This window comes from Solwaraspora sp. WMMB762 (assembly GCF_049179115.1).
Classification (GTDB): domain Bacteria; phylum Actinomycetota; class Actinomycetes; order Mycobacteriales; family Micromonosporaceae; genus Micromonospora_E.
In genome coordinates, this window is the sequence record NZ_JBMHMD010000001.1 from 5,302,902 (window position 1) to 5,323,168 (window position 20,267).

The following is a 20,267-nucleotide window of genomic DNA, read 5'->3' on the forward strand; positions in this document are numbered from 1 at the left end:
TCCCAGGCCGCCGGAGGCCGTCGGCGGCCGCCGGCGGGTCAGGAACTCGCGCGGTCGGCCGGGCCGCTACCGAACAGGACGTCGTCCCAGCTCGGCAGCCGCTTGCGGGGCTTGCCGGAGCTGTCGGCCGGGGTCTCGGTGGCACCGGACGCGGCGCGCCGGGGCCGCAGCACCGCCAGGGACGGCACCGCCGGGACCTCCTTGGGCGCGTCGGCGTCGTCGTCGAAGGCGGAACCCGCGCCGCCGCCGAGCAGGGCGGCGGCACCACCGGCCACCGGCCGCTGCCGGGGCGTCTCGGCGTTGGCCGCCGGCTCCAGGCCACGACCGGCCGCCGAACCGAGCGGTCGGTCCAGCGAAGCGAGCAGCGCGTCCCGCCCGGCCCGGATCGGGTCCCGGCTGGGTCGTGGCTGGTCACCGGGGGCAGCCGGGAGGCCGTGCCCGCCGCCCCGGCCCGGCTCGGCACGCGACGGACCGGGCAGCGCGTGCCCGCCCCGCTCCGGCGCCGGCTCCTGACCGAGGATCTGGGTGGGCCGCTCGGTGCAGAGGTACTGCGCCATGTCGTCGTGCGGCGAGATCACCTGGCGGCTCTTGTCGAGCTCCCAGATGGCCTGGGCGGTGGCCTTACCGGACGGCCAGGTAGCGATGATCCGCCAGGTGCCGTCGTCGCGCCGGTACGCGTCCCAGGAGATTTTCTCCGCGTCGATGCCGTGCTGGGCCAGCCGGCCGTCGACGACCTCGGCGAGCGGGGCACCCTTGTCGGAGTTCTTCAGCCTGGTACGCCGGGCGTGCTGGGCGAGCATGGCCCGCTCCTGCAGCACCGGTCCGGCGTAGCGCAGCACCCGGTCGACCGGCACCCCGGCGATCCGCGCGACGTCGTCGGCCGACTCGCCGGACCGGATCCGGGCCTGGATGTCCCGGGGGGACAGCGACGGCTGGGGATCACCGGGCTGGCTGGCCACCGTCAACGTGGTCGAGCTGTCCGGGTCCGCCTGCACGGCGGTGGAGACGCGGTCGTCGATCGGTAGGGCGAGCAGTCGGCCGACCTCGTCAGCGAGGACCAGGGCCTGACCGTCCTCGGAGAGGGCGACGAAGCGTACCGGGCGCATCGCGTTGCCTCCGTCCCGCTGAGCTGCCCCACGCCGCAAGGTCGACCCGCCCGCGACGTCCTCCGCACACGGTACGCCGATAAGTCACCCGATGGGAGTAGGCCACGCCGGGCATGTCGAGTGAGCTGCCCCGATCCGTCCGGCTGGGCGGGTCGGATGGCGGACGGTGATCGAGCGTCGGCGATCACGGTCGATCGCGGATGGTCAGCGGTTGATCGTCATCCTAGAGCAAACCGGCCGGTTCGGCGACAATCAACGCCGAACCGGCCTTATCGCCCGATATGCCTCAGAGCCGCTCGATCACGAAGTCGACGCAGGCGGTCAACGCCTCGACGTCGGCCGGGTCGATCGCGGGGAACAGCGCCACCCGCAGCTGGTTGCGGCCGAGCTTGCGGTACGGCTCGGTGTCCACGATGCCGTTGGCCCGAAGTACCTTGGCGACCTTGGCGGCGTCCACTCCGTCGACGAAGTCGATGGTCGCCACCACGTTCGACCGCAGTGCCGGATCGGTGACGAACGGGGTGGCCACTGCGGACCGCTGAGCCCAGCCGTAGATCGCCGCCGCGCTCTCCGCCGTCCGCTTCGCCGCCCAGGCGAGCCCACCCTGGGCGTTCATCCAGTCGGTCTGCTCGGCGGCGAGGAAGATCGTCGCCAGCGCCGGGGTGTTGTAGGTCTGCTCCAACCGCGAGTTGTCGATCGCGGTCACCAGGTCCAGGAACGCCGGGATGTACCGGCCGGACGCCTTCACCTGGGCGGCCCGGTCCAGGGCAGCCGGCGACATCAGGGCCAGCCAGATGCCGCCGTCCGAGCCGAAGCACTTCTGCGGGGCGAAGTAGTAGACGTCGGTCTCGGTCGGGTCGACCTCCAGACCACCGGCGCCGGACGTGGCGTCGACCAGCATCAGTGCACCGTCGTCGGCCCCGGCGACCCGCCGGATCGGCACCGCGACCCCGGTGGAGGTCTCGTTGTGCGGCGTCGCGTAGACGTCGACGCCCGCCTCGGCGACCAGGGTCGGGGCGCTGCCCGGCTCGGCCTTGTGCACCGTCGGCTCGCCGAGGAACGGCGCGTCGCGTACCGCCTTGGCGAACTTGGCCCCGAACTCGCCGAAGCTGGCGAACTGCGCCCGGTCGCGGACCAGACCGAACGTGGCGACCTCCCAGAACGCCGTGGTACCGCCGTTGCCGAGAATCACCTCGTAGCCATCGGGCAGCGCGAAGAATTCGGCGATGCCGCGCCGCAGCCGGGCCACCTCGTCGCGGACGGTGCGCTGCCGGTGGGAGGTGCCCAGGTAGCTGGTGGCGACCTCGGACAGCGCCTCTACGGCTGCCGGGCGGACCTTCGACGGGCCGCAGCCGAACCTGCCGTCGGCGGGCTTGATCTCGTCTGGGATGCGGATGGTCGCAACGTCAGCCACGGTGGTCAGCAGTCCTTCCAGATGCGCTACGGGTCGACCAATCCTCGCACCCGACCGGCTGGCCCCGGGGTGTGGTCCCACGTCTGCGACTGAGGCGTGCCCCACATCCCCCGGGCCGGTGCCGGCGGAATCCGTACCCGATCAGGATCGGTGCCGGACCAGGATCCGTGCCGGATCAGACGTCGTGCGGGACCGCGTCCCAGCCGGCGACCTGCTGCGGCTTGCGCGGCTGCGGGCCGACGTACCGGGCGGACGGGCGGACCAGCCGCTTGAGCCGCTTCTGCTCCAGGATGTGGGCGCTCCAGCCGCCCATCCGGGCGCAGGTGAACATCGAGGTGAACATGTGCGCCGGCACCTCGGCGAAGTCGAGCACCACCGCCGACCAGAACTCGACGTTGGTCGCCAGCACCCGGTCCGGCTTGCGGTTGTGCAACTCCTCCAGAGCGGCCTTCTCCAGCGCCTCGGCCACCTCGTAACGGGGCGCGCCGAGCTCCTTGGCGGTGCGGCGCAGCACCCGGGCGCGCGGGTCCTCGGCCCGGTACACCCGGTGGCCGAACCCCATCAGCCGTTCGCCGCGGTCGAGCACGCCCTTGACGTACGACTCGGCGTCGCCGCTGCGTTCCACGCCCTCGATCATGTGCAGCACCCGGGACGGGGCACCACCGTGCAGCGGTCCGGAGAGCGCGCCGATGCCCGACGAGATGCAGGCGGCGGCGTCGGCTCCGGTGGAGGCGACCACCCGGGCGGTGAAGGTGGAGGCGTTCATGCCGTGTTCGGCGGCGGAGATGAAGTACGCGTCGACCGCCTTGACGTGCCGCGGGTCGGGCTCGCCACGCCACCGGCGCATGAACCGCTCGACGATGGTCTGCGCCTTGTCGATCTCCTTCTGCGGCACGGCCGGCAGACCGAGTCCACGGGCCGACTGGGCGACGAACGACAACGCGGTGACCGACACCCGGGCCAGGTCCGCGCGGGCCTGCTCGTCGGAGATGTCGAGCAGCTGGGACAGCCCCCAGTACGGGGCGAGCATGGCGACCGCCGACTGCACGTCCACCCGGATGTCGCCGGAGTGCACCGGCACCGGGAACGGCTCGGCGGGCGGCAGACCCGGCCCGAACCGGCCGTCGACCAGCAGTGCCCAGACGTTGCCGAAGGAGACCTGTCCGATCAGATCCTCGATGTCGACGCCGCGGTACCGTAGGGCACCGCCCTCCTTGTCAGGCTCGGCGATTTCGGTCTCGAATGCGATCACACCTTCGAGACCCGGTTTGAAGTCGGACATGTGGCTCTCCTGGTGGGGATTTTGGCGGTGCTGCCCGAGCGCCCGGTAGAACTGCTGCAGGCTGCCCTGAACGGCTTTCACTGACGTCCGTGTGCTGCGGTGACTGGTCGTTCGCGCCCGGTGGGTGACCGGTTGTTCGTGCCTGGTGGGTACCCAGCGTAAGTTCGGTGCCAGGGGTAGCCCTAGTTCAGGAGAGCGACGTGACGGGAGACACACCACGACCGAGTCTGCCGCGTCGTGACTATCGCGGTGCCCCGGAACTGCGTCGCTGCGACCTCGCCGTCGACTGGCACACCCAGTTCGCCCGATGGTTCGCCGACGCGGTGGCGGCCGGGTTGCCGGAGCCGAATGCGATGGTGCTGGCCACGGCCGACGTCGATGGGCGACCGAGTACCCGGACGGTGCTGATGAAAGGGTACGACGAGACGGGAATCGTCTTCTTCACCAACTACCGGTCCCGCAAGGGCACCGAGGCCACCGACAATCCCTCGGTCAGCCTGCTCTTTCCGTGGTTCGCGATGTCCCGGCAGGTGGAGGTACGTGGGGTGGTGGCACCGGTCCCCCGGGCGCAGACCGAGGCGTACTTCGCCACCCGGCCGCGTGGCTCCCAGCTCGGCGCGTGGGCCAGCCCGCAGTCGCGGGTGGTGCCGGACCGCGCGGCGGTCGACGCCGGTCTGGCAGCAGCCCGGCGGCGGTTCCCGGAGCCGACCGTGGTGCCACCGCCGCCGCACTGGGGCGGCCTGCGGGTGACGCCGTGGACCGTCGAGTTCTGGCAGGGCCGGGCCGACCGGCTGCACGACCGGTTGCGGTACCGCCGGGATGCCGGCGGTGGCTGGTCGATCGAGCGGATCGCGCCGTAGCGCAACCTTTAATTTACTCTTAGCTATAGTGGATCACTGGCCGGCGGGTGACCCGCGAGCTGGATTGAACCGTTATCGTCGCCGCATGGACAACGTCGATGCACGTCCGGGCCCGCCGTCGGGAGCGCAGTGGACGATCGCGGCGGACGGGCACGAGGCCGTCGTGGTCGAGGTGGGTGGCGGGCTGCGGGCGTACCGCGCCGGTGGGGTCGACTACGTCGACGGGTACGCCGAGGACGAGCTCTGTGTCGGCGGTGCCGGCCAGGTCCTGGCTCCGTGGCCGAACCGGATCCGCGACGGCCGCTACACCTTCGCCGAGGTCACCCGGCAGCTGCACCTGTCCGAGCCGGACCGGCACACCGCGCTGCACGGGCTGGTCTGCTGGCTGCCCTGGCAACTGATCACCAAGACAGCCGAGGAAGTGGTGGTCGGCTGCACCCTCTTCCCGCACCCCGGCTACCCGTGGTCGCTGGTGCTGCGTACCCGCTGGGCGGTCGGCGCCGACGGACTGCGGGTGACCCATCAGGTGACCAACGCCAGCGCCGAGCCGGCACCGTTCGGGCTCGGGGTCCATCCGTACCTGCGGCTGCCGGACACCGTCGTCGACGACCTGACCCTGCACCTGCCGGCCCGCAGCCGGCTGCTGGTGGACGGCCGGCTGCTGCCGATCGGTGCGGCGAAGGTGGCCGGTGGCGAGTACGACTTCACCAAGCCGCGGCGGATCGGCCCGGTGGTGCTGGACACCGCGTTCGGCGATCTTGACCGGGATCCGTCGGGCGGCTCCGCGGTCCGGTTGTCCAACCAGGATGGATCGGAAGGCGTGACGCTCTGGGCCGACGCCGCCTTCGGCTGGTGGCAGCTGTTCAGCGGGGACACCCTGGCGGAGCCGCGCTACCGGCGGTCGGTGGCGGTCGAGCCGATGACCTGCCCGCCGGACGCGTTCCGGTCCGGGCGGGATCTGATCGTCCTGGCGCCGGCCGAGACCTGGCAGGCGAGCTGGGGCATCCGGCCGGGGCAGGAGCCGGCGGGACCGGGACCGGAGAGCCGGTGATGGAGTTCCGCGACGCGGTACGTCGGCGGCGGATGGTCCGCAACTACGATCCGGACCGCCCGGTACCGCCTGAGATCGTCGACCGGTTGCTGGAGCACGCCATCCACGCGCCGTCGGCCGGGTTCTCCCAGGGCTGGGGTTTCCTGGTGCTGGACCGGCCGGACGACCGGGCGGCGTTCTGGGCGGCGACCACCCCGGTGGCGGCGGACCCGGACACCGAGCGGCGCAGCCGCTGGCTGGCCGGCATGACCCAGGCGCCACTGATCATCGTGCCGCACGCCAACCGGTCGGCGTACCTGGACCGGTACGCCCAGCCGGACAAGGGTTGGACCGACCGCGACGAGGCGCGCTGGCCGGTGCCGTACTGGCACATCGACACCGGGTTCGCGGCGCTGCTGATGCTGCTGACCGCCGTGGACGAAGGGCTGGGAGCCTGCTTCTTCGGCATCCCGCCGGAGCGCACGCCGAATTTCCGGGAGGCGTTCGGCGTGCCGGACGAGTTCGTCCCGATCGGTGCGATCACCGTCGGCTACCGGGCACCTGACACGCGTTCCCCGTCGCTGCGTCGCGGTCGCCGTCCGGTCGACGAGGTGGTTCATCGTGGCCGGTGGAACGGTTGACCGGGGCCGGTTGCCGGCGGTGACGCTGCGATACGGGCCACAGGAACGCTCCGATTGGTCGCGGCAGGTCGCTACGCTGGCAGACGCGCTGGCGTACGGTGGCGTCCGGCCGGCGGGTGGCGGTTCGGCAGACAGACGGTCCGGTAGGCGACATGGGAGGAGCGCGCCGTCGTGATCTTCAAAGCGGTGCGGGACGGTCGTCCTTACCCTGAGCACGGTCTGACCCTGAAGCAGTGGGCGGAGATTCCGCCCCGCCCGCTGCGGCTCGATCAGCTGATCACCACCAAGCGGGAGCTGGCGCTGGACAAGCTGCTCGCCGAGGACTCGACGTTCTACGGCGACCTCTTCCCGCACGTGGTCCAGTGGAACGGCGGTCTCTACCTGGAGGACGGCCTGCACCGTGCCCTGCGGGCCGCGCTCCAGCAGCGCAACCAGATCCACGCCCGGGTGTACCTGCTCATCCAGCAGCGGGCCGCCGGCTGATCTGCCGGCCCGGCCCTGCCTGCCGGCCCGATTCGTCCGCCGGGCGTGATGCTCCGCCGGCCGGCTCCGGATGCGGTTGTCGTACCGGGGCCGTACGGTGAATCCAGACGTCCCGGCGGTGGGCCGGCGTCTGGTGAGGACGGTGATGGGGATGTCCCGTAGCGGCGATGTCAACACTCCTACTCAGGAATTTCCGGAATATCCCGACGGTTCGCCGGAGCCGGCCGGGCCGGTCGAGCCGGCTACGCCACCGGCGGAGTCCGGCGGGCGTCGACGCGGGCTGCTCGGCCTCGCCGCAATCGTCGGCCTGGTCGCGGTGGTGCTGCTGTCGACCCAGGCCGTCGGGTTGCTGCCGAACTGGCGCAACCCCTTCGCCCAACAGGAGACCGATCGCACTCAGCCGCCGGTGCTGCAGTCGATCCAGGATCTCAGCCGGTTCGTCGCGGCGGAGGGCAACTACCAGGTCGTCGTCGACCTTGAGCAGGACCGACGGTACGTGCCGGATTTCCTGCTCAACGAACGAACCCTGTTCGTCGGGGTCGGAACGGTCGAGGCATACGTCGATTTCGGGCAAATCGGCGAGGAAGCCATATCTACCTCTGAGGATGGTCTTTCTGCGCAAATCGAGTTGCCGGCCCCGCAGTTGACCGACGCGGATCTCGATCTCGACAACAGTTATGTCTTCGCCGAGGAGCGCGGCCTGCTCAACCGTCTCGGTGAGGTGTTCGGCGGTGACCCGAACCGGCGGCAGCAGGTCTACCAGTTGGCCGAGGACCGGATCACGGCCGCCGCCCGGGAGAGCGGGATCGCCGGGCGGGCCGAGGAGAACACCCGCAAGATGCTGACGGGGCTGCTGCGCTCTCTGGGATACGAGGAAATCTCAGTCACCTTTGTGGCGCCGTAGACATTTCCGCAAACCGCCCGGGAAGGGTGATGATCCGCCGGACCGAATCATCCTTCGGTCCGGCGTTTTCTGTCCAGGGGTGGGCACTCGTTCCGCGTGGGTCGCGCTAGAGTGCAGTCGAGGGCCGGATCCGCGGAAACGGCGGGACAGAAAATGAAATTGACTCATGACTTGTACGGCGGCCTGACTGTGGTCAGTCTCTAATTCGGGGGTGCACCCGTGGCGCGTTCGGTGCGCAACGACGAGGTCGAGGTCACTGTCCTTCTGCCGTGTCTGAACGAGGCGGAGACGCTGGAGGTGTGCATCCGCAAGGCCCGCCGGTCGCTCGACGAGCTCGGGGTCCGGGGCGAGGTCCTGGTCAGCGACAACGGCTCCACCGACGGCTCACAGGAAATCGCCGTACGCGCCGGTGCCCGGGTGTCGCACGCCCCGATGCGCGGCTACGGCGGAGCACTGATCAACGGCGTCGAGCAGGCCCGCGGTCGGTACGTCATCATGGCCGACGCCGACGACTCGTACGACCTTTCCGACCTCGGACCTTTCATTCATGAATTGCGGCGCGGTCGGGATGTGGTGATGGGGAACCGGTTCCGCGGCGGTATAGCCGACGGCGCGATGCCGTTTCTGCACCGTCATCTCGGCAACCCGGTGCTCTCCTGGCTGGGCCGTCGGCTGTTCAACCTGAATGTGGGTGATTTTCACTGCGGGATCCGTGGGTTCAACCGGGACCGGGTCCGGCAGTTGCAGCTGTGCATGCCGGGCATGGAATTCGCCTCCGAACTGGTCGTCCGGGCCGCGCTCAACGGCTACGACATCACCGAGGTGCCGACCACCCTGCGCCCCGACGGCCGGAGCCGGCCGCCCCACCTGCGGACCTGGCGGGACGGCTGGCGTCACCTGCGGTTCCTGCTGGTGTTCGCCCCCCGGAAGATGCTGATCTGGCCCGGTGCGGTGCTGTTCACGGTCGGCCTGATCGGCACCGTCACGTTGGCCGTCGGCCCGTTGGTCGTCGGCGGGATCGGGTTCGACGTCAGCACCCTCGTCTACACCTGTCTCGCCATGCTCGCCGGCGCACAGCTGCTGCTCTTCGGAGCGTTCGCGCTGATCTACGGCAGATACGAGGGCATCACCGACCTGCGACAGTCCGACCGGTGGAGCCGGTACGTCAGACTGGAGACCTGCACGGCCGGCGGGATCGCGTTGATCCTGCTCGGTCTGGCCGGCACCATCCTGGCGGTCGCCACCTGGGGTGCGACCGGCTTCGGCGCCCAGGACGCGAGTGACACCATGCGGGTAGTGCTGCCCTCCTCGACCGCGATCGGCCTCGGCGCGACACTGATCTTCGCTGGGCTCTTCTCCAGCCTGCTCAGCCTACGGCGGGTCTCCGTCGCCGTGGCCGATCAGCAGATCTCGGAGCCCGGCCCGCTGGTCGTCAGCACCCACTGACCAGGACGGCCGCCGATGCACGACATAGCCGGCGCGCGTCACGACAACGAACGGTTCCGCGGAGCACCATGACTGTCGAGACATCCCCGGCCGGCGCTGGCGAGCCGTCCGGCCGGGAGGTCGGTTCGCCCGGCCGGGAGTCAGGCTCGCAAGGCCGGACGGCATCGGGCCGGATCCCGGAGCAGGACAATCCGGACGGATCTCGGAGACCGGAGTCAGGGCCAGGGCCAGGGCCGGGTCGGCTCCGGGTCAGCCGGTTGCCGGCACTGGCCGGCCGGCCGGGGCTGCTCGCCGTACTGACCTGGCTGGTGGCCACACCGGTGGCGGTCGTGCTGCCGTCGGTGGCGCGCGCCGACCCCTTCACGGTGGCCGGTCGGGCGCTGCCGGTCGCCAGTGGCCTGCTGCTGGTCTGCCTCGGCGGACTGGCCGCCGCCGCCGTTCGGCGATGGCAGCCCACCGCGATGCCGGCACTGGCCGGAGTCAGCGCCGGCCTGGCCTCGGCCTGGCTGGCGCTGATCCTGCGGGCCGCGCTGTACGGCACCCCGTTCGGCTTCGGTGGCCTGTCCGGGGACATGCTGCGGATGACCGCCACCGCCACCCGGTACACGGTCACCGTGGCCAGCGCGGACACCACGGTGCCCGGGCTGCCGTCGGAGTACCCGCCGCTGTACGCCTGGCTGGTCGGCCGGGCGGCGGTGCTGCTCGACCAGCCGGCCTGGCGGTTGCTCGGCGACGCCGAGGTGCTGTTCGTCTCGGCGTCGGTGCTGGTCGGTTTCCTGCTCTGGCGCCGCCAGGTGGGTCCCTGGACGGCGCTGGCGATCTCCTGCGTGGGGGTGCTGGCCTGGTCCGACCCGCGGAAGGCGTACGAGGTCCTCGCCTTGATGGTTTTCATCCCGTGGGTGCTGGAGACCTTCACCCGTCCGCCTCGCAGCCGGCTGCACTGGCTGGCCTGCGGGCTGCTCGGGGGTCTGCTGGTGGTGCTCTACCAGGCCTGGCTGGTCTACGGGGCGCTCGGCCTCGCGGTGATCGTCGGCTCGGCCTGGCGGGCCGAGCCGGACCGGTGGGCGTACCTGCGGCGGCTGCTGCTGGTCGCCGCGGTCGCCGCCGTCTCGTCGGCGTGGTACGTGCTGCCGTATTTGTCGGCCCTGACCACCGGCGGCGGCGGACAGCTGGTTTCCGACCTGTTCGTGTCGCCGTACTACCTCGACGGTCTGCTGCCGTTCCTGGAGCGGGGTGACCTGCCGCTGCGTGGCCTGCAGCTGGCCGGCCTGGTGGGCTCGGTGTGGCTGATCCGGTCGACCTGGTGGGCCCGGCCGCTGCTGCTGATCGCCGCCGGTGCGTTCGCCTACCGCCTGCTGTCGTTGGTGCGGTTCGTGCTGACCGGGCACACCGCCTTCGCGCACTACACGGCCCGGCTGTACGGCGTCGTACTGGCCGTCGCCGGGGTGCTGACCCTGGTGCACGCGGTGCCGCTGCTGCTGCGCCGGCTGCGGATCAGCCCGCCGGTCGGACTGGCCGGCGTGCCGCTGGCGGTGCTGCTGGCCTGGGCGGTGCCGGTCTACTCCACGAATTGGATGCCGGGCACCAGCGGCTCCGGTTCGGGGTACGCGGCGGCCGCGCACGCTGAGCCGCTGCCCGGCGGCGGCTATCCCCGGTACGCGCCCGACACCGGCCGCGCTGACTGGTTCCCGGTCGAGCCGGTACGTCGAGCGGTCGAGCAGGTCACCGGGCCGGACCCGGACCGAGTCACCCTCAGCGTCGACGAACGGCTCTTCTCGTACCTGCCGTGGCCGGGTTACCTGAGCAACGACCGGACCGCGGCGGGCACCCTGTCCCGGTGGGACGAACGCCGGGCCGAGCTGCGCGATCTGGCCGACCAGGAGGACCCGGCGGCGTTCGCCGCCGAGTCTGCGGCGACCGCGTTCGGGCCGATCGACGTCTTCGTCCTGACCCGGGACGGCGACGAGCTGATCTGGCGGGACCTGCGGTTCCATCGCGACCAGTTCGACCCGCGGTACTGGGTGGTCCGCGACGACCTGCCGGGACAGGTCGTGGTCTCGGTCCGTCGGTGACCGTGGTCGGCCGTTCCTGGGGCTGGCGGTGCCCGGGGCGGGTGCTCAGTACGACGTGGCGAGGTTACGGTCCTCGTTTGGCATCACGATCCACAGCGCCAGGTAAATGATCACCTGGGTGCCGGGCAGCAGCAGGGAGAGCAGGAAGATCAACCGCACCATTCCCGCTGAGATGCCGAACCGTTGGCCGAGCCCGGCGCAGACGCCGGCAATCATCCTTCCGTTGCGGGGACGTACCAGTTTGCGGCTCATCGGACGCTCCTTCGGGTGTCGTTGCTGGCCGGTCTGCCACTTCCACGGTAGGTACGCCGGGAGGCGGTGGCCTCGGTCCACGGACCGATTCGCGGCGTGGCTCCCGTACGGCGTTACCCTGACCGATTCAAGATCATTCAGGGGGCCGCGCCCGGGTGGCGTCATCTCACGGACGTGCGAGCTACCCGCATTGTTCACCGACTGCTAATCTTGCCGGCGTTGCCCACGCTGACGCTGCCCCCACCCTCGTCGGTGCGCTCGGGCGACGACACCCCTCGGAGCGCCTCGCGCGCTCGTCTAGACGGAAGCGCGCGAATGTGACACTGGCGATCCTGATTTCGGCGAACCGGGCTTCTGCTACCCCCACCAGCGCCGATGCCGGAGAGTTGCGCACCGCAAGCGGATTGTCGCTTGACGATCACCTCCGGGAACAGCTTGCGGCGGTCGGCGCGGCCGAGGTGCGGACGGCGGAACCGGCCGGCGTCGCCGACCTCGTCGAGCGGGCCGGTGGGCCGGTCCTGCTGTGCGCCACCGACGTCGTCGCTCACACCGAGGTGATCCGGGTCCTCTCCGTGGCACCGGCCGAGTCCACCCGGGCGCTGCTGCTGCCCGCCGCGGACGGCTCCGGCGGCGGTCAGGCCGCCGCCGTCAGCGCGCTGCGCGGCCGGATCATCGAAGTCACCACCGGCCCGGCCACCACCGGCCCGGCCACCGCCGGCCCGGCCACCACCGGCCCGGCCACCGCCGGCCCGGCCACCGCTGGCCGGCTTCCGCTCTTCGGCGGCGTACTGCGGGTCGGCGTCGGTGACCTGCCCGCGTTTGCCACGGCGGCCCGGGCCGCCGCCACCCGGCGACTGCCCCCGGGCACCCACCCGCTGGACGCGATCCTCGCCGAGTTCGTCGCCGACGGCGCCGTCGTCGGTGCGTACCCGCTGCGGCACCTGGTGGCCCGGCGGGTGGCCGACCCGGTCGGTCTGTCCGACGCCGAGGCCCGGATCCGTGCCGTCGACCCCGACCGGGCCCGCCTGCGTCTCGTGGTGAAGGAACAGGACGACCTGTTCGCCACCTACTTCGTGAGCAGTTGGTCACCGATGGTCGCGAAGCTCGCGGCCCGGATCGGGCTGAGCCCGACCGGGGTCACCGCGATCTCGGTCGCGTTCGCCGCCGCGGCCGCGCTGTTGTTCGCCGTCGGTGACCGACCGCTGCTGCTGCTCGGTGCGGTCCTGCTCTATCTCGGCTTCGTGCTCGACTGCGTCGACGGCCAACTGGCCCGCTACACCGGCCGGTTCAGCGCGTTCGGTGGTTGGCTGGACACCATCGCCGACCGGGGCAAGGAGTACCTGGTCTACGCGGGGCTCGGCGTCGGTGTACACCAGGCGGGACTGGCCGGTGGGTGGGCGGCCGACGGATGGGTGCTGGCCACCGCAGCGATCGTGTTGCAGACCGTCCGGCACATGACCGACGCCTGGTACGGGGCACTGCACGACGAAGCCGCCCACCGGCCGCCGAGCCGACCGGCCACCGGCGCGTCGGCGGGCGGGGTCGGCGGCCGGCTCAGCCAGGCCTCCGATCGGGTGCTCGCCGGGCCGCGCTCGCCGATCTACTGGGCGAAACGGACCATCGTCTTTCCGATCGGCGAGCGGTGGGCACTGATCGCCGTCACCGTGGTGCTGTTCGGCCCGCTGGTCAGCCTGTGGGCCGTACTCGGCTGGGGGCTGCTCGCGGCCATCTGGACGGCGGGCCTGCGGACCCTGCGGGCCCGGTCGATGCGGGTCCCGGTACTGGCGGCGGTGGACACCGCGAACTACCGTGACGACGGTTTCCTGGCCGGTCGGATCGCCGGTCTGCTGACCGGTCGGTCCCCCGCCGGGCAGTTGCCCCTCGCGGTGGTCGCCGCCGGGACAGCCGCGATCCTGTTGGCCCTGACCGCGACCGGCGTGTTCGCCGGTGCCGGTGCCGTTCTCGTCGGCGCGGCGGCCCTGCTGGCGGCCGGCTCGGCCAGCGCGGCCCGGCCGGCCACCGGCGCGCTCGACTGGCTGGTGCCGGCGGCGCTGCGGGCGGCCGAACTTCTCTTCGTCGTCGCGGCCGGCGTGGTCGCCGGCGTGCCGGCCGCGGTCACCTACGGACTGCTGCTGATCCTCGCCCTGCACCACTACGATCTGACCGCCCGGCTGGAGAAACGGCTCGACGGACCACCGCTGCGCCGGTGGAGCCTCGGCTGGGACGGCCGGACACTGCTGCTGGCCGCCGCCGCTGCCGGACCGATGCTGCTCGCTCCCGGGCTGCCCGCGACGGTCACCCCGGTCGCGGTGACCACCGGTGTGGTTGCCGCATTCGCCGGCTACCTGGTGCTGCACTTCCTCGTGACCGCGGTGATCGATCATCGGCCGGCGGCGCCGGATCGAGCAGCGGATCACCGCCCGCCGGGCGCCGTCGCCCGGATCCCGGCACCCCGCCGACGGCCGGCCATGCCGGTTGGTCCGGCTCCCTCCCTCCACCCCGCCGGCCGCCCCGCCGGCACGATCGCAGGTGATGACCGATGACGTTGATCAGTATCGTTGTGCCGGTGTACAAGGTGCAGGGCTACCTGCGGGAGTGCCTTGACTCCATCCTCGGGCAGTCGTTCACCGACGTCGAGGTGATCGCGGTCGACGACTGCTCGCCGGACACCTCCGGGCAGATCCTCGCCGAGTACGCCGCCCGCGACCCCCGGCTGACCGTGCTGTCGCTGCCGGCCAACGTCGGCCTGGGCAAGGCCCGAAACGCCGGCCTGGACGCGGCGACCGGCGAGTACGTCTGGTTCCTGGACAGCGACGACTGGCTGACCGACGGTGCGCTGCGGGCGGTCGCCAACCGGCTCCGCGACACCACCCCCGACGTGCTAATCGTCGACCACGTACGGGTCTTCTGGAACAACTACCAGGCGGGTAGCGCGCTCCGTCAGGCCTTCCCGACCTCGCCCGGCGACGAGGTGTTCGACGTGCGGACCCGGCCGGAGACGCTCAAGGTCCTGCACACCGCCTGGAACAAGGTCACCCGCCGGGAGTTCCTGGTCGATCTCGGGCTGCGGTTCGAGGCTGGCTGGTACGAGGACGTGTCGTTCACCTTCCCGCTGCTGGTCGCGGCCGAGCGGATCACCGTGCTCGACCGGGCGTGCGTCAACTACCGGCAGCGTCGCACCGGGGCGATCACCCGGACCCGCAGCGCCCGGCACTTCGAGATGTTCGACCACTGGGGCCACACCTTCGACTGGTTGGACGCCCGCGGCCCGCAGGCCGATCCGGTCCGGCCCGAGCTGTTCGGTCTGATGATCTCCCACTACCTGATGGTGCTGGGACACGGCGGTCGGCTGCCCCGCGAGCTGCACCGGGAGTTCTTCGCCCGGGCACACGCCGACTACCAGCGGCGGCTGCCGGCCGGCGGTTACCCCGAGCCGGATGGTGTGGAAGGGCTGAAGCGGCGGCTGCTGGCCGCCAACCGGTGGCGTACCTTCGCCGCGTTGCGGGTCGGCCAGCAGGCCCGCAAGAAGCTGCCCTCGGTCACCCGACGGTTCGGTCGGCCGGTCAAGCGGCGGCTGATCAACCTGGCCCGGGTCGGCCGGCGGACGTTGCTGCGTGGCTACTACCGGCTGCAGCTGCGGCTGCCGATGGACGAGTCGCTGGCGCTGTACGCCGCGTACTGGTACCGGGGCTACAGCTGCAACCCGGCGGCGATCCACGCCAAGGCGGCGCAGATCGCCCCGCAGATCAAGAGCGTCTGGGTGGTCCGGCGGGACCGGGCCCCGAGCATGCCGCCCGGGGTGCCGTACGTCGTCGCGGGCACCCGGGGCTACTACCGGGCCCTGGCCCGGTCGAAGTGGCTGATCAACAACGTGAACTTCCCCGACTACGTTCGCAAGCGGCCCGGCTCCGTGCACGTGCAGACCCACCACGGCACGCCGGTCAAGGTGATGGGCCTGGACCAGCAGCGGCACCCGATCGGTGCCACCTCGATGAACTTCTCCCTGCTGCTGCGCCGGGTGGACCGGTGGGACTACAGCGTCAGTGCCAACCACTTCTCCACCCAGATGTGGGAGCGCGCCTACCCGGCCAGCTTCGAATCGCTGGACACCGGCTATCCGCGCAACGACCGGCTGGCGCTGGCCACCGACGCCGAGGTGGCCGCGGCCCGGGAGGCGCTCGGCATCGCTCCCGGCGAGCGGGTGGTGCTGTACCTGCCGACCCACCGCGAACACCAGCCCGGCTGGCGGCCCGACTTCGACGCCGACGCCTTCGCCGAGGTCCTCGGCCCGGACGCCTGGCTGCTGATCCGCAGCCACTACTTCCACGACCGGCAGCGGACCGGCCGGGCGCCCAACGCCCCGGCCAGCGGCCGGGTCCGGGACGTGTCGGCGCACCCGGTGGTCGAGGACCTGTACCTCGCCGCCGACGTGCTGATCACGGACTACTCGTCGGCGATGTTCGACTACGCGATCCTGGACCGACCGATCGTGATCTACGCGCCGGATGCCGCGGCGTACGCGATGGCGCGGGGCGTCTACTTCGACATCACCGCGGAACCCCCGGGAGCGGTCGCCACCACCTTCGGCCACCTGCTGGACGTGTTCCGTACCGGAGCGGTCGACGACGACGCCGCGGCCAAGGCCCGGACCCAGTTCCGGGGGCGGTTCTGCCACCTCGACGACGGGCACGCCGCCGAGCGGGTGGTCCGCCGCGCGTTGCTCGGCGAGCCAACCCAGCCGGCTGCCCGCTGACCCCGGTGGGCGCACTGCTCAGCGTCGTCACACCGATCTACAACGTGGCGCGCTACCTGCCGGAATGCCTCGACTCGCTGGCCGACCAGACCCACCCGGACATCGAGTTCGTCCTGGTCGACGACGGCTCCACCGACGACAGCGGTGAGATCGCCGCCGCGCGGGCCGAGGCCGATCCCCGGTTCCAGCTGATCCGGCAGCCGAACCGAGGGTTGGGCGCGGCCCGCAACACCGGAATCCGCGCGGCCAGCGGCGACTACCTGGCGTTCGTCGACAGCGACGACGTGCTTCCCCGGTACGCCTTCGAGCTGCTGGTCGGTGCGCTGGAGTCGACCGGTTCGCAGATCGCCTCCGGCAACGTCCTGTTGTTCAACTCACGCGGGCTCTGGCAGTCTCCGCTGCACCGGGGCACCCACCGGCGGACCCGGCTCGGTGCCCGGCTACGTCGCCGCCGGAACCTGCTCTACGACCGGCTGGCCTGCAACAAGGTGTTCCGGCGGGACTTCTGGACCGGCAACGAGCTGTGGTTTCCCGAAGGGGTGCGGTACGAGGACATCCCGGTGACCGTTCCGGCGTACGCTCTGGCTGCGAAGATCGACGTGCTGAGCACCCCGGTCTACCACTGGCGCCAGCGCGAGGCCGGTGCCGAGGAGTCGATCAGTCAACGGCAGACAGAGATCACCAACCTGGTCGACCGGTTCGCGGCGGTGCGCAGCGCCAGCCGGTCACTCGCCGCGCTCGGCAACCGTAGAATGAAGAACCACTACGACACCATCGCGTTACGCAGCGACCTGCGGATGTTCCTGTACCTGCTGCCGGACGTGGCGGACGAGGCGTACCGGCAGCGCTTCCTGCAGTTGGCCGGCGAGTTCCTCGCCGAGGTCGACCCGTCGGTGCCGGACCGGCTCGAACCGGGACTGCGGGTGGCCTGGCGGTTGGCTGGCGACGGTCGACTCGCCGAGCTGCTCACCGTGGTGGCGGCGACCCGGCTCGGGCAGAAACCGCCGGTGGTGCCGGACGTCCCGGTACAGCTGTACCGGCCGGACCGGCGGTTGCGTACCGCCCTGCGGTCGGTCGCCTGGCGGGGCGGCCGGTTGCGGATATCCGGGCACGTCTACCGTGCGCCGCAGGTGGCCGGCGCACCCTGGCTACGGCTACGCGCCCTGTGGCTGCGCGAGCGGGGCCGTTCCGGGCGGCGCGTGCCGGGGCCGGCCCACTCGCGGGTGTTCGCTGGTCGCGGCTCGGCGTCGTGTCAGTCGGCCGAGGACCTGCCGGCCGGGTCGGGGTTCGACGCATCGTTCCGTACGTCGGCGCTGCGGCCCAGCTCAGGATGGCGGACCGGCACCTGGCTGGTGATGACCGGCGTGGTCGACCCGGCCGGACCGCCGGTCAGCGGACCGGTCAAGGTCGGCGAGATCCAGCCGGCCCTCCCCGCCACCTGGGTGGCACCCGAGGTACGGATCGTGCCGGTGCTGTACGACGGTGCGCTGCGGTTGCGGGTCGAACGACCCAGGGTGTGGGCCACCGCCGCCGAGGTCGACGACGACAGCCTGGTGATCAGCGGAACAGTCGCCGCCGGTGTCGCGCCGCCGACCGCCCTGTCCCTGTCCCGGGCGCCGGCGGTGGTGTGGCGGCGCTACCCGACCGCCGTCGGCGGATCCGCCCGGCCCGCCGCCGATCCGGCGGCGGCCGGTCCGGACACCGACGAGGCGACCGGAGCTGTCTTCAGCTGTCGGATCCCGCTCGCGGATCTGCTCGCCGGGGCTGCCGTCCAGCGACCGGCGCCGGTCGGTGATCCGGTGTCGGGCTGGTTGGTCGGCTACCGGCTCGGCGCCGACCGGACCGACGAACACCTGCCGGTCGGGGAGGGCTTCGTCGATCTGCACCCGGTCGGTGGGCGTCCGGGCCCGTTGGTGGAGCCGGGGGATCAGGGCAGCCTGACGATCCGGATGCTGCCGACCGGTCCGGTGGTCACCTGGGCCACTGTAGATCAGAGCGGGGTGACCATCGGCGGTGAGTGCGCGGTTGATGACCTACCGTCCCTGGTCGTCCTGCGGCACGCCGACGACCTGCGGGACGCGGCCGCCCCGGCGGACCGCGACCTGCCGGTGGAGAGCGTCGACGAAGGCTGGCAGGTCCGAGTGCCGGCCGCCGGCCCGGACCAGCTTGAACCGGGCCGCTGGTGGTTCGGCTACCGACCGGGCGCCGGTGGCCAGGTGTGCGACCTGCCGGTGTCCCTGGGTATCCGGGACGGCCTGGGCCGAGCGGACGGCACCGGTGGCAGGCAGCCGCTCCGGCTGCGACTGGAGCCGGACCGGCTGCACCGGGTCGCCCTGCTGGCCAGTTGACGGCGATCGGCCCGGCCGCCGCGACCGGTCAGCTGTCGGTACCGCGAGACGTCAGCCGCCGTCGACTGGACCGTGCCGTCCGCCATGCCCGGTGAAGCAGGTTCCGGCTCTGCCGGGCACCCATCTCGGACAGCCACTGCGGGCTGCGGGCCAGGGTGCCGGCGGTGCCGTCGGTGACGACCAGTGTCGGCCCGGCGGCGTCCGGCGTCAGCCAGAGCACCCGGGTGCCGACCCGGGTCGGTCGGGTGCCGAGGGTGCCCCGGCCGCCGCGCTCCGGACCCGGCGGTACGGCGTACTCGCGGCCGCTGTCCCGGACGACCAGCCGGACCGGGTACCGGCCGGGAGCCAGCTCGCCGGCGGCCAGCCGGCAGGACCAGCGCAGATCGTTGCTCTCGCGGCACTCGACGGTGACCGGTTGGCGGAGCAGCCCGTCACCGATCTCCAGCAGCAGGTCGGAGCGGACCTGACCGGGTTCGCCGTCGATGCCGGCGCAGCGCACCGTGCCCAGGACGGTGACTGTCGGGCCAGCGGCTGCCGGGCCGGTGACCGGCCGACTGCCACGCAGCGCCTTGACACTGACCGTCACCTCACGGACCCGGAGCAGATCGCGGTAGGTGTCGAAGTCGGGATATCCGAGGTACGGCTGGCCGGCGTGCACCCGCAGCGGTCGGCTGGAACGCGGCCGGCGTACTGTCTCGGCGTCCTGCTCGTAGATCGCGACGGCGCGCAACCCGGCCCCGGCGTTGCCGACGAACTCGCTGGCCACATCGATCGGGATGTCCTTGAAGAGGCTGTGCATCCGGGCGGTGAACTCGGCGAGCTGATCGTCGTCGCAGCCGGCCGCCGCCCGCCACGCGTAGTGCAGCTGCATGTAGGCGATCCACCGGTACACCGCTTCGCGGTCGTCGGGGCGCAGGTCACGCACCTCGTCGGCGAGCCGCTCGATGATGGTCAGATGCTGCATGATCCGGGCCGGCTGGCTGCGGGAATCCATCAGCGAGGAATTGTCCCCCCGCTGCCGGTAGAGGTAGCTCAGCCGGGGGGTGAGGACCGTCCGGGGCGACCTGGCCAGCAACGGAATGGTGAACAACACGTCCTCGAACGCGGTGCCCTCGGTGAACGTGACGCCGACCGCGTCGACCAGATCCCGGCGGAAGATCTTGTTGCAGGCCGACGGGTTGCCAACCAGGTCCGGGGCGTGCGCGATGTGCTCGACGACCCGTTCACCGATGAGCAGTTCACGACGCCAGGCGGGGTTCGGCCGGGGCGGCAGCCCTTGCATGTCGCCGACGGCGATCGCCGCCTCGTGGCGGTCGGCGAGCCCGGTCAGGTGACTGAGCGCGCCGTCCGGGTAGATGTCGTCCGAGTCGAGGAACGCCAGGTAACGGCCGGTGGCGAGGCGCACGCCGTGATTGCGGGCCGCGCCGAGCCCGGCGTTGTCCTGCCGGACGTAGCGCACCGCGGTGGCCTGGCCTGCGTACCGCTGGGCGATCTCGGCTGATCCGTCAGTCGAGCCGTCGTCGACCACGACGACCTCTACCAGGTCCCGACCAGGCTGGCGTTCGATCGATCCGAGCGCTTCCGCGAGCCATTTCTCTGTGTTGTAGACCGGCACGACGACGCTGACCGTCGGGGATGGCACCGCGTTCACCTCACGTCACGACTGGGTAATCTGG

Annotated in this window: 15 protein-coding genes; 10 read left to right on the forward strand and 5 right to left on the reverse strand. The window is 71.6% G+C overall.

The features are described from left to right. Window positions 1-38 precede the first annotated feature (38 nt). The 3 genes from sepH to ACN27J_RS23750 form a co-directional block, all read right to left on the reverse strand. Complete coding sequence (gene sepH, locus ACN27J_RS23740; RefSeq protein WP_278173453.1) at window positions 39-1,106, reverse strand: septation protein SepH; 1,068 nt, start codon at window positions 1,104-1,106, stop codon at window positions 39-41. Window positions 1,107-1,392: 286 nt separating this feature from the next. Beyond that, window positions 1,393-2,520, reverse strand: coding sequence for a phosphoserine transaminase (serC, locus tag ACN27J_RS23745; RefSeq protein WP_421369625.1), 1,128 nt, complete (start codon window positions 2,518-2,520; stop codon window positions 1,393-1,395). A 175-nt stretch (window positions 2,521-2,695) separates the two neighbouring features. Continuing rightward, window positions 2,696-3,802 carry a citrate synthase 2 gene (locus ACN27J_RS23750; protein WP_123606312.1) on the reverse strand — a complete coding sequence of 369 codons (1,107 nt, stop codon included), beginning with the start codon at window positions 3,800-3,802 and terminating at the stop codon, window positions 2,696-2,698. A 200-nt stretch (window positions 3,803-4,002) separates the two neighbouring features. Here ACN27J_RS23750 and pdxH point away from each other — a divergent pair, with 200 nt between their 5' ends. The 7 genes from pdxH (at window position 4,003) to ACN27J_RS23785 (ending at window position 11,238) form a co-directional block, all read left to right on the forward strand. Further along, a complete protein-coding gene (pdxH, locus tag ACN27J_RS23755; protein ID WP_421369627.1) occupies window positions 4,003-4,662 on the forward strand; it encodes a pyridoxamine 5'-phosphate oxidase in 660 nt (219 codons plus the stop codon). Between the two features lie 85 nt (window positions 4,663-4,747). Then, entirely contained in the window at window positions 4,748-5,713 is a 966-nt protein-coding gene (locus ACN27J_RS23760) for an aldose 1-epimerase family protein (protein ID WP_421369629.1), read from the forward strand. Then, the gene (locus ACN27J_RS23765) at window positions 5,713-6,333 is read left to right on the forward strand and encodes a nitroreductase family protein (RefSeq protein WP_421369630.1); all 621 of its coding nucleotides are present in this window, start codon (window positions 5,713-5,715) and stop codon (window positions 6,331-6,333) included. The genes ACN27J_RS23760 and ACN27J_RS23765 overlap by 1 nt, the downstream gene beginning before the upstream one ends. Before the next feature lie 171 nt (window positions 6,334-6,504). After that, window positions 6,505-6,816 carry a type II toxin-antitoxin system VapB family antitoxin gene (locus ACN27J_RS23770; RefSeq protein ID WP_123606308.1) on the forward strand — a complete coding sequence of 104 codons (312 nt, stop codon included), beginning with the start codon at window positions 6,505-6,507 and terminating at the stop codon, window positions 6,814-6,816. Window positions 6,817-7,132: 316 nt separating this feature from the next. Then, window positions 7,133-7,720 carry a DUF4230 domain-containing protein gene (locus ACN27J_RS23775; protein WP_421369632.1) on the forward strand — a complete coding sequence of 196 codons (588 nt, stop codon included), beginning with the start codon at window positions 7,133-7,135 and terminating at the stop codon, window positions 7,718-7,720. 219 nt (window positions 7,721-7,939) lie between these two features. Then, the gene (locus tag ACN27J_RS23780; protein WP_282233393.1) at window positions 7,940-9,166 is read left to right on the forward strand and encodes a glycosyltransferase family 2 protein; all 1,227 of its coding nucleotides are present in this window, start codon (window positions 7,940-7,942) and stop codon (window positions 9,164-9,166) included. Window positions 9,167-9,423: 257 nt separating this feature from the next. Then, the gene (locus ACN27J_RS23785; RefSeq protein ID WP_421369634.1) at window positions 9,424-11,238 is read left to right on the forward strand and encodes an arabinofuranosyltransferase; all 1,815 of its coding nucleotides are present in this window, start codon (window positions 9,424-9,426) and stop codon (window positions 11,236-11,238) included. A 45-nt stretch (window positions 11,239-11,283) separates the two neighbouring features. Here the strand turns inward: ACN27J_RS23785 and ACN27J_RS23790 are convergent, their stop codons facing one another. Further along, entirely contained in the window at window positions 11,284-11,490 is a 207-nt protein-coding gene (locus ACN27J_RS23790) for a PspC domain-containing protein (protein WP_123607371.1), read from the reverse strand. Window positions 11,491-11,894: 404 nt separating this feature from the next. Between ACN27J_RS23790 and ACN27J_RS23795 the strand changes: the two genes are divergently transcribed. Genes ACN27J_RS23795 through ACN27J_RS23805 form a run of 3 tightly spaced genes read left to right on the forward strand, consistent with a single transcriptional unit; the run spans window position 11,895 to window position 18,591 of the window. Then, window positions 11,895-14,033, forward strand: a complete 2,139-nt coding sequence (locus ACN27J_RS23795) for a DUF5941 domain-containing protein (protein WP_421369637.1) — start codon at window positions 11,895-11,897, stop codon at window positions 14,031-14,033. Further along, window positions 14,030-16,243, forward strand: coding sequence for a bifunctional glycosyltransferase/CDP-glycerol:glycerophosphate glycerophosphotransferase (locus ACN27J_RS23800; protein WP_421369639.1), 2,214 nt, complete (start codon window positions 14,030-14,032; stop codon window positions 16,241-16,243). Before ACN27J_RS23795 ends, ACN27J_RS23800 begins: the two co-directional genes overlap by 4 nt. Before the next feature lie 5 nt (window positions 16,244-16,248). After that, the gene (locus ACN27J_RS23805) at window positions 16,249-18,591 is read left to right on the forward strand and encodes a glycosyltransferase family 2 protein (protein WP_421369641.1); all 2,343 of its coding nucleotides are present in this window, start codon (window positions 16,249-16,251) and stop codon (window positions 18,589-18,591) included. Between the two features lie 28 nt (window positions 18,592-18,619). On the opposite strand, the gene ACN27J_RS23810 is transcribed toward ACN27J_RS23805, so the two are convergent. Further along, the gene (locus ACN27J_RS23810) at window positions 18,620-20,233 is read right to left on the reverse strand and encodes a glycosyltransferase family 2 protein (protein WP_421369643.1); all 1,614 of its coding nucleotides are present in this window, start codon (window positions 20,231-20,233) and stop codon (window positions 18,620-18,622) included. Between the last annotated feature and the right edge of the window lie 34 nt (window positions 20,234-20,267).

Coding starts and splice junctions, on each gene's coding strand:
- ACN27J_RS23765 (WP_421369630.1), top strand. CDS start 5,713: ATGGAGTTCCGCGACGCGGTACGTCGGCGGCGGATGGTCCGCAACTAC.
- sepH (WP_278173453.1), bottom strand. CDS start 1,106: ATGCGCCCGGTACGCTTCGTCGCCCTCTCCGAGGACGGTCAGGCCCTG.
- ACN27J_RS23750 (WP_123606312.1), bottom strand. CDS start 3,802: ATGTCCGACTTCAAACCGGGTCTCGAAGGTGTGATCGCATTCGAGACC.
- ACN27J_RS23790 (WP_123607371.1), bottom strand. CDS start 11,490: ATGAGCCGCAAACTGGTACGTCCCCGCAACGGAAGGATGATTGCCGGC.
- ACN27J_RS23800 (WP_421369639.1), top strand. CDS start 14,030: ATGACGTTGATCAGTATCGTTGTGCCGGTGTACAAGGTGCAGGGCTAC.
- ACN27J_RS23760 (WP_421369629.1), top strand. CDS start 4,748: ATGGACAACGTCGATGCACGTCCGGGCCCGCCGTCGGGAGCGCAGTGG.